Origin of the sequence: Variovorax sp. WDL1, assembly GCF_001541225.1 — a bacterium.
In the GTDB taxonomy this organism is placed as follows: domain Bacteria; phylum Pseudomonadota; class Gammaproteobacteria; order Burkholderiales; family Burkholderiaceae_C; genus Variovorax.
Window position 1 is genome coordinate 7,008 of sequence record NZ_LMTS01000021.1, and the last position, 6,110, is coordinate 13,117.

Genomic DNA, 6,110 nt, shown 5'->3' on the forward strand with positions numbered 1-6,110 from the left:
GATGAACAGCGACGCCATCACCAGCATCGCGCCCATGGTGGTCATCCAGAAGCTGAAGTTGTTGAGGAAGGGGAAGGCCACGTCGCGCGCGCCGATCTGCAGCGGCACCACGTAGTTCATGAGGCCGGTGACCAGCGGCATGGCTACGAAGAAGATCATGATCACGCCGTGCGCCGTGAAGATCTGGTCGTAGTGGTGCGGCGGCAGGTAGCCCGCGTTGTCACCGAAGGCGATGGCCTGCTGCAGCCGCATCATGATCGCGTCGGCGAAGCCGCGCAGCAGCATCACCAGCCCGAGCACGATGTACATCACGCCGATCTTCTTGTGGTCGATGCTGGTGATCCAGTCGCGCCAGAGCGTGCCCCAGACGCGGAAGTAGGTCATCGCGCCCATCAGCGCGAGGCCGCCCAGCACCACGGCGGCGAAGGTCGCCACCAGGATGGGCTCGTGGTAGGGGAAGGCCTCCCAGGTGAGGCGGCCGAAGATCAGCTTGGTCGGGTCGGGATGGTCGGGCATCGTGGGTCTCGGAAACCAAGGGTGGGGCGCAGCCCGCGGCCGCGCCTGGAATGTCGGGTGATTACTGGAGAACCGTCCGCGCGGGCAGCGGCGCGCCGGTCGGGTTGTCGGCCGTGCAGAGCTCGGTGGCGACGGTGCGCATCGGCAGCCCCTGCTCGCCGCGGGGCACTTCCGTGATGGCCAGGGGCGAGAGGCCGGCCTTGCCGGCGCCGCCGGTGGCGTCGACGGCCATCATCTGCCTCATGCACATCTTGCCGGGCTCCACGCAGCGGTTGAGGATGGCGTCGTACAGGCCGGGCGCGACGCTGGCGTAGCGGCGCACCGGCTCGCGCTCGCTCGGGCGCTCGAGCTTCACGTAGTCCTCGCGGCTGAGCGCCTTGCCCTCGGCCTTGGCCTTCTGCACCCAGCTCTCGAACTCGGCACCCTGCAGGCCGTGGAACTTGAAGCGCATGCCGGAGAAGCCGGCGCCGCTGTAGTTGGCCGAGAAGCCGTCGTACACGCCTGGCTGGTTGATCACCGCGTGCAGCTTGGTTTCCATGCCGGGCATGGCATAGATCTGGCCGGCCAGGGCGGGCACGTAGAAGGAGTTCATGACCGAGGAGGCGGTGATCTTGAACTGGATCGGCCGGTCCACCGGCGCGGCCATTTCGTTCACGGTCGCGATGCCCTGTTGAGGGTAGAAGAACAGCCACTTCCAGTCGAGCGCGACCACCTCCACCACCAGCGGCTGCGCGCCTTCGGGCACCCGCCGCCCTTCGGCGATGCGATCCAGCGGGCGGAACGGGTCCAGGGTGTGGGTGCTGATCCAGGTGATGGCGCCGAGGGCGATGATGATCAGCAGCGGGGCGGCCCAGATCACCAGCTCGAGCTGGGTGGAATGGTCCCAGTCGGGCTTGTAGGTGGCCTCGGTGTTGGACTGGCGGTAGCGCCACGCGAACAGCAGCGTCAGCGCAATCACCGGCACGATGATCAGCAGCATCAGCAGGGTGGAGATCACGACCAGCCGGCCTTGCTGGGCGGCGATGTCCCCGGACGGATTCAGCACCACCATGTTGCAGCCCGCCAGCAGCAGGGCGAGAACGAGCAGGGCCGACCGGCGGAGGATGGGTAGGAGTGGCATGCCAGGATGGGGAAAGAATCGCGCCCCGCGGGAAAACGCGGATGGCCAATGCGCGCAAAATGTATCCCCATCGGGGGCGCTTGGCGATTGGACGTTTTGTCCTATGGCGCAAAACTGCATCTGATGCGACCCTGAAGGCTCTTGCAAGGCTCCCTGAATCCGTAGCACCGCGATGTCCAGCATCAGTCACACCCATCACGAACCCTCGTCCGAAACCCTCGAGAGGGATGCCCGGCTCATCACCGCCGACCATTCCAAGGTCGCGCCCGGCGAGATCGCCGTCGGCGTGGTCATCGGCCGTGCGTCCGAGTATTTCGACTTCTTCGTCTACGGCATCGCTTCGGTGCTGGTCTTCCCGGCGCTGTTCTTTCCCTTCGAGCAGCGGCTGGAGGGCACACTTTACGCCTTCGTCATCTTCTCGTTCGCATTTATCGCGCGGCCCATCGGCACGGTGATCTCGATGCACGTGCAGCGCCGCTGGGGGCGCGCCACCAAGCTGACCATGGCCCTGTTCCTGCTGGGCACGTCCACCGTCGGCATCGCCTTCCTGCCGGGTTACGAGAGCGCGGGGGCGCTGTCGATCGTGCTGTTGTCGATCTTCCGCGTCGGCCAGGGCCTGGCGCTCGGCGGCTCCTGGGACGGCCTGCCTTCGCTGCTCGCCATGAACGCGCCGCCGAACCGGCGCGGCTGGTATTCGATGCTCGGCCAGCTCGGCGCGCCGCTGGGCTTCGTGGTGGCCAGCGGCCTGTTCGCGTTCCTGTGGGCCAGCCTGTCGTTCGACGATTTCCTTGCCTGGGGCTGGCGCTATGCCTTCTTCGTGGCCTTCGCGATCAACGTCGTGGCCTTGTTCGCGCGGCTGCGGCTGGTGGTCACGCACGAGTACGAGCAACTGCTGGAAGAAGGCGAGCTCGAGCCCACCAGCGTGGTCGAGCTGGTTCGCACCCAGGGCGGCAACCTGCTGATCGGCGCCTTCGCAGCGCTCGCGAGCTACGCGCTGTTTCACCTGGTCACGGTGTTCCCGCTGTCGTGGATCCGGCTCTACTCGGACCAGTCCATCACCGAGTTCCTCATCATCCAGATCATCGGCGCCTTCCTGGCGGCCGGCGGCATCGTTGCCTCGGGCTGGATCGCCGACCGCGTGGGCCGCCGCCGCACACTCGGCACCCTGGCCGTGATGATCGCCGTCTTCAGCGGATTCGCACCGACGCTGCTCGGCGGCGGCACGCTGGGCCAGGACGTGTTCATGCTGGTCGGCTTCGTGCTGCTGGGCCTTTCGTACGGCCAGGCCTCCGGCACCGTGACGGCCAATTTCGCCCGCAAGTACCGCTACACCGGCGCCGCGCTGACCGCGGACCTGGCCTGGCTCATCGGCGCCGCCTTCGCGCCGCTGGTGGCGTTGGGCCTGTCGGCCAATTTCGGGCTGGCCTACGTCAGCGTCTACCTGCTGTCCGGCGCCGCGTGCACGCTGGCGGCGCTCAGCATCAACCGCGCGCTGGAGGCGCGCGGCGACGAGTCGTGACGCCGGGGCGCGGCGCACGGCAGCCCTTGCCGGAGGGCGTCGCGCCCGCGCCGCCGAACACCGATCGGCTGTTCTTCGCGCTGCTGCCGGGTGCACCAGCCATCGCCCGCATCGAGCGGTTGATCGGGGACCTGCGCAACGACCTTGGTTTGAAGGGCAAGCCGCTCGGCGCCGCGCGCTTCCACGTCACGCTGCTCCACATGGGCGCCTTTCCCGGCGTTCCCAGGGAGCTTGTCCACGCCGCCTGCGCGGCCGCCCAGGCGCTGTCGATCATCCCCGCGTTCGAGCTTGGATTCGATCGCGTGGGCAGCTTCTCCCACAGGCCGAGCAACATGCCGCTGGTGCTCCTGGGCGAGGAGGGCGTGATCGCCGCGAAGGCCTTTCAGCAGGCCCTCTGCAATGCGATGGCCCGGGCCGGGGAAGACGATGGCGGTGGCGCCCCTTACACGCCGCACCTGACGCTGCTCTACGACGACACGTATGTGGCCCGGCGCTCGATCGAGCCGATCACCTGGACCGCGCACGAGTTCGTCCTCGTGCGAAGCCTGATCGGGCAAGGCCGGCACGAGGTGCTGGCCCGCTGGCCCTTGCACGGCTGAAGCGCAGCCCTTCTGCGGGATCCGTTCACTGCGTGCCGCGCGCGCTGCCTTGCGCGAGCTCCTCGGGCTCCGGCACGTACTTGCCGGCCGCCTTGTAGCGCGCGATCGCCTGGGCCAGGCGGTCCTGCTCGGGGCAGGCGTTGTTGCAGACCACCTTCAGCGTCGTCAGCCGCTGCTCGGCCTTCGGCAGATTGTCCAGCACCAGGTAGAGCTCGCCGGAATACGAAAGGGCGCCCCGGTGGCTGGGTTCGATGCGCAGCGCGGCGTCATAGAAGCGCTCGGCCGCCACGTAGTCGGGCTTCTTCGCCTTGCGGTGGCTGAAGCCCATCAGGTTGTTCCAGTCGGCGTCGTTGGGGGCGTCCACGCCCTGCAGCTCGGCGATGGCTCCCTTCCAGTCCTTGGCCTCGATCAGCGCCCGCGCATTGGCCAGGCGGATCGAGGAGGGAAGGGAGGCCGAATCGAGGGCCTGCGCCGGCGGCGTCTGCAGCGCGAGCATGACGGCAATGGTGACGGCGGCGAGGTGAATGATCCTGGTCGACATGGCTTGATCCGATCGAGTGCGAAGAAGGGCGTTGAGGCCGAGGATAGGTAGCGCCGCCCGGGTGGTCTTGAAGATTTGCGTCACGCGCCCGGCTTGCCGAAGCCGGAATCGCGCGCCAGCACGATCGCGCGGCCGCGGCTGTCGACTTCCAGCTTGGAGAACACGCTGGTCAGCCGGTTGCGAACGGTCTTCTCCGACAGGCCGAGCGTGGCTGCGATCTGCGCGTTGTCGCGGCCCTGGGCCAGCAGTTCGAGTAGCGCGCGCTCGCGTGCGGTGAGGGTCTCGAACACCGGGTCGCGCGCAGGTGCCGCCTCGCCCAGGAAGCTGCGCACCTCGCCCAGCCAGTGGGCCCAGGCCGGCTCGTGCGCGAGGATCAGATGGTTGCCGCTGTCGATCGGCACGAAGCGCGCGTCGGGAATCGCGCTCGCGATCAGCCGCCCCTCGGCAAAGGGCACGCGGACGTCGCGCGTGCTGTGCAGCACCAGCGTGGGGCAGCGCACCTCTGCCAAACGGGCGACGACATCGATCTGGTCGAACTCGCGCATGAAGCGCGCGGCGTTGGCCGGCGAGGTCGAGATGCGCTCCAGCTCGTTGAACCAGCGGTGCTGCTCGGGCGTGCCGCCGGGGATGAACTGGCTGGTGAAGAACTGGCGGAAGGCGGTGTCCTGCTTGCCCCAGCCCAGCTCGGCGAGCTTGCGCATCATCTCGGCCTCCTCGCGCTGCTCGGGCGTGGGGTTGCGCACCAGGCGGCCACGCGCGTAGCCGCCGTGCAGCACCAGGTGGCTCACCCGGCCGGGATGCCGGGCCGCATAGGCGATGGCGATGGACGCGCCCTGCGAGATGCCGAGCAGGCCGAAGCGCTCGGCGCCCAGCGCGTCGACCAGCGTCTCGAGATCGCGCAGCCAGCTGTCGAAACTCAGGTCTTCGACTTCCCAGTCCGACAGGCCGCAGCCGCGCTCGTCGTAGCGCACGAAAGTGGTGTTGGCGGACAGTCCGTCGAGCGCGTGGCGCCACACCGGGCTTTCCCAGTCGAACTCGAGGTGCGACAGCCAGGTGGCCGCCTTGATCAGCAGCGGACCCTGGCCACAGAGGGCGTAGGCCAGCCGCACGCCGTCGTGCCCGCGCGCAAAGCGGATCTGCTGCCTGGAGGGCGGATGGGCGACGGAAGCCGGCGGCGATTTCTGCACAACCGCTAGTGAAGAACCTTTGGCCCGGCCGGTCAATAAACCAGATGGCCGGGCATGCCTCAATCCACGCGCTGCACAGGCGGATAGCTGAACGTGCCCTCCAAATGGGCCCGGCGCGGCTGGTAGAGCCGCAAGGTCAGGTAGAAGCCCTCGCCGGCCGGTGCGGGCAGCCAGTTCTTTCCCGGGCCGGGATCGTCCGCCTGTATCGCAAGGGTCAAGCCGCCGTCTGCGTCGCGAAGCAGCCCGCGGGTGCGGTCGCCGATGGAGTGCCGGTCGATGGGGTTGCGCGCCAGCAGGCAGTCCTCGCGGCGATAGAGCGTGACCGACCAGAACGTGTCGACCTCCGGCATGCCCGTCCCCGGAAACCTCAGCGTGTAACGGTGTGTTCCATCGAGCACTCTGCCCTGGGCATCGACCTCGGCCATCACGTACATGGCTTCCTCGATGCCCAGCGTGCCGATCCAGTTGCGTGCCACGCGGGCGCGGGTGGCGAAATCCTCGCCGAAATGCGTGCGCACGTGCACGGCCGTGGTCCATCCGCCGCCCAGCTCGGAGCGTGCGTCGGCCTCGCGCAGTTCAGCGTAGACGCGGGGAAGCGTCTCCTCGAGTGCCGCCGCGGCAGGGGGGC

7 protein-coding genes are annotated in these 6,110 nt (G+C 68.3%); 2 read left to right on the top strand and 5 right to left on the bottom strand.

Annotated features, from left to right (window positions below):
* Positions 1–516: cbb3-type cytochrome c oxidase subunit I (locus tag APY03_RS43185; RefSeq protein ID WP_232324131.1), on the bottom strand; the 516-nt coding region annotated here is incomplete at its 3' end.
* A gap of 61 nt (positions 517–577) precedes the next feature.
* A complete protein-coding gene (gene cyoA / locus APY03_RS01865; protein ID WP_068673378.1) occupies positions 578–1,636 on the bottom strand; it encodes a ubiquinol oxidase subunit II in 1,059 nt (352 codons plus the stop codon).
* Positions 1,637–1,808: 172 nt separating this feature from the next.
* Here cyoA and APY03_RS01870 point away from each other — a divergent pair, with 172 nt between their 5' ends.
* On the top strand, positions 1,809–3,155 hold the full coding sequence (locus APY03_RS01870; RefSeq protein WP_068673380.1) for an MFS transporter: 1,347 nt from the start codon (positions 1,809–1,811) through the stop codon (positions 3,153–3,155).
* The gene (locus APY03_RS01875) at positions 3,152–3,754 is read left to right on the top strand and encodes a 2'-5' RNA ligase family protein (RefSeq protein ID WP_232081089.1); all 603 of its coding nucleotides are present in this window, start codon (positions 3,152–3,154) and stop codon (positions 3,752–3,754) included. Before APY03_RS01870 ends, APY03_RS01875 begins: the two co-directional genes overlap by 4 nt.
* Positions 3,755–3,779: 25 nt before the next feature.
* Here APY03_RS01875 and APY03_RS01880 read toward each other — a convergent pair whose 3' ends face one another.
* The 3 genes from APY03_RS01880 to APY03_RS39955 all read right to left on the bottom strand — a co-directional run.
* Complete coding sequence (locus APY03_RS01880) at positions 3,780–4,295, bottom strand: hypothetical protein (protein ID WP_068673382.1); 516 nt, start codon at positions 4,293–4,295, stop codon at positions 3,780–3,782.
* An 80-nt stretch (positions 4,296–4,375) separates the two neighbouring features.
* Entirely contained in the window at positions 4,376–5,482 is a 1,107-nt protein-coding gene (locus tag APY03_RS01885; protein ID WP_068673384.1) for an alpha/beta fold hydrolase, read from the bottom strand.
* 59 nt (positions 5,483–5,541) lie between these two features.
* Positions 5,542–6,110, bottom strand: a 569-nt coding sequence (locus APY03_RS39955; RefSeq protein ID WP_157103361.1) for a DUF1214 domain-containing protein, incomplete at its 5' end; no start/stop codon positions are given.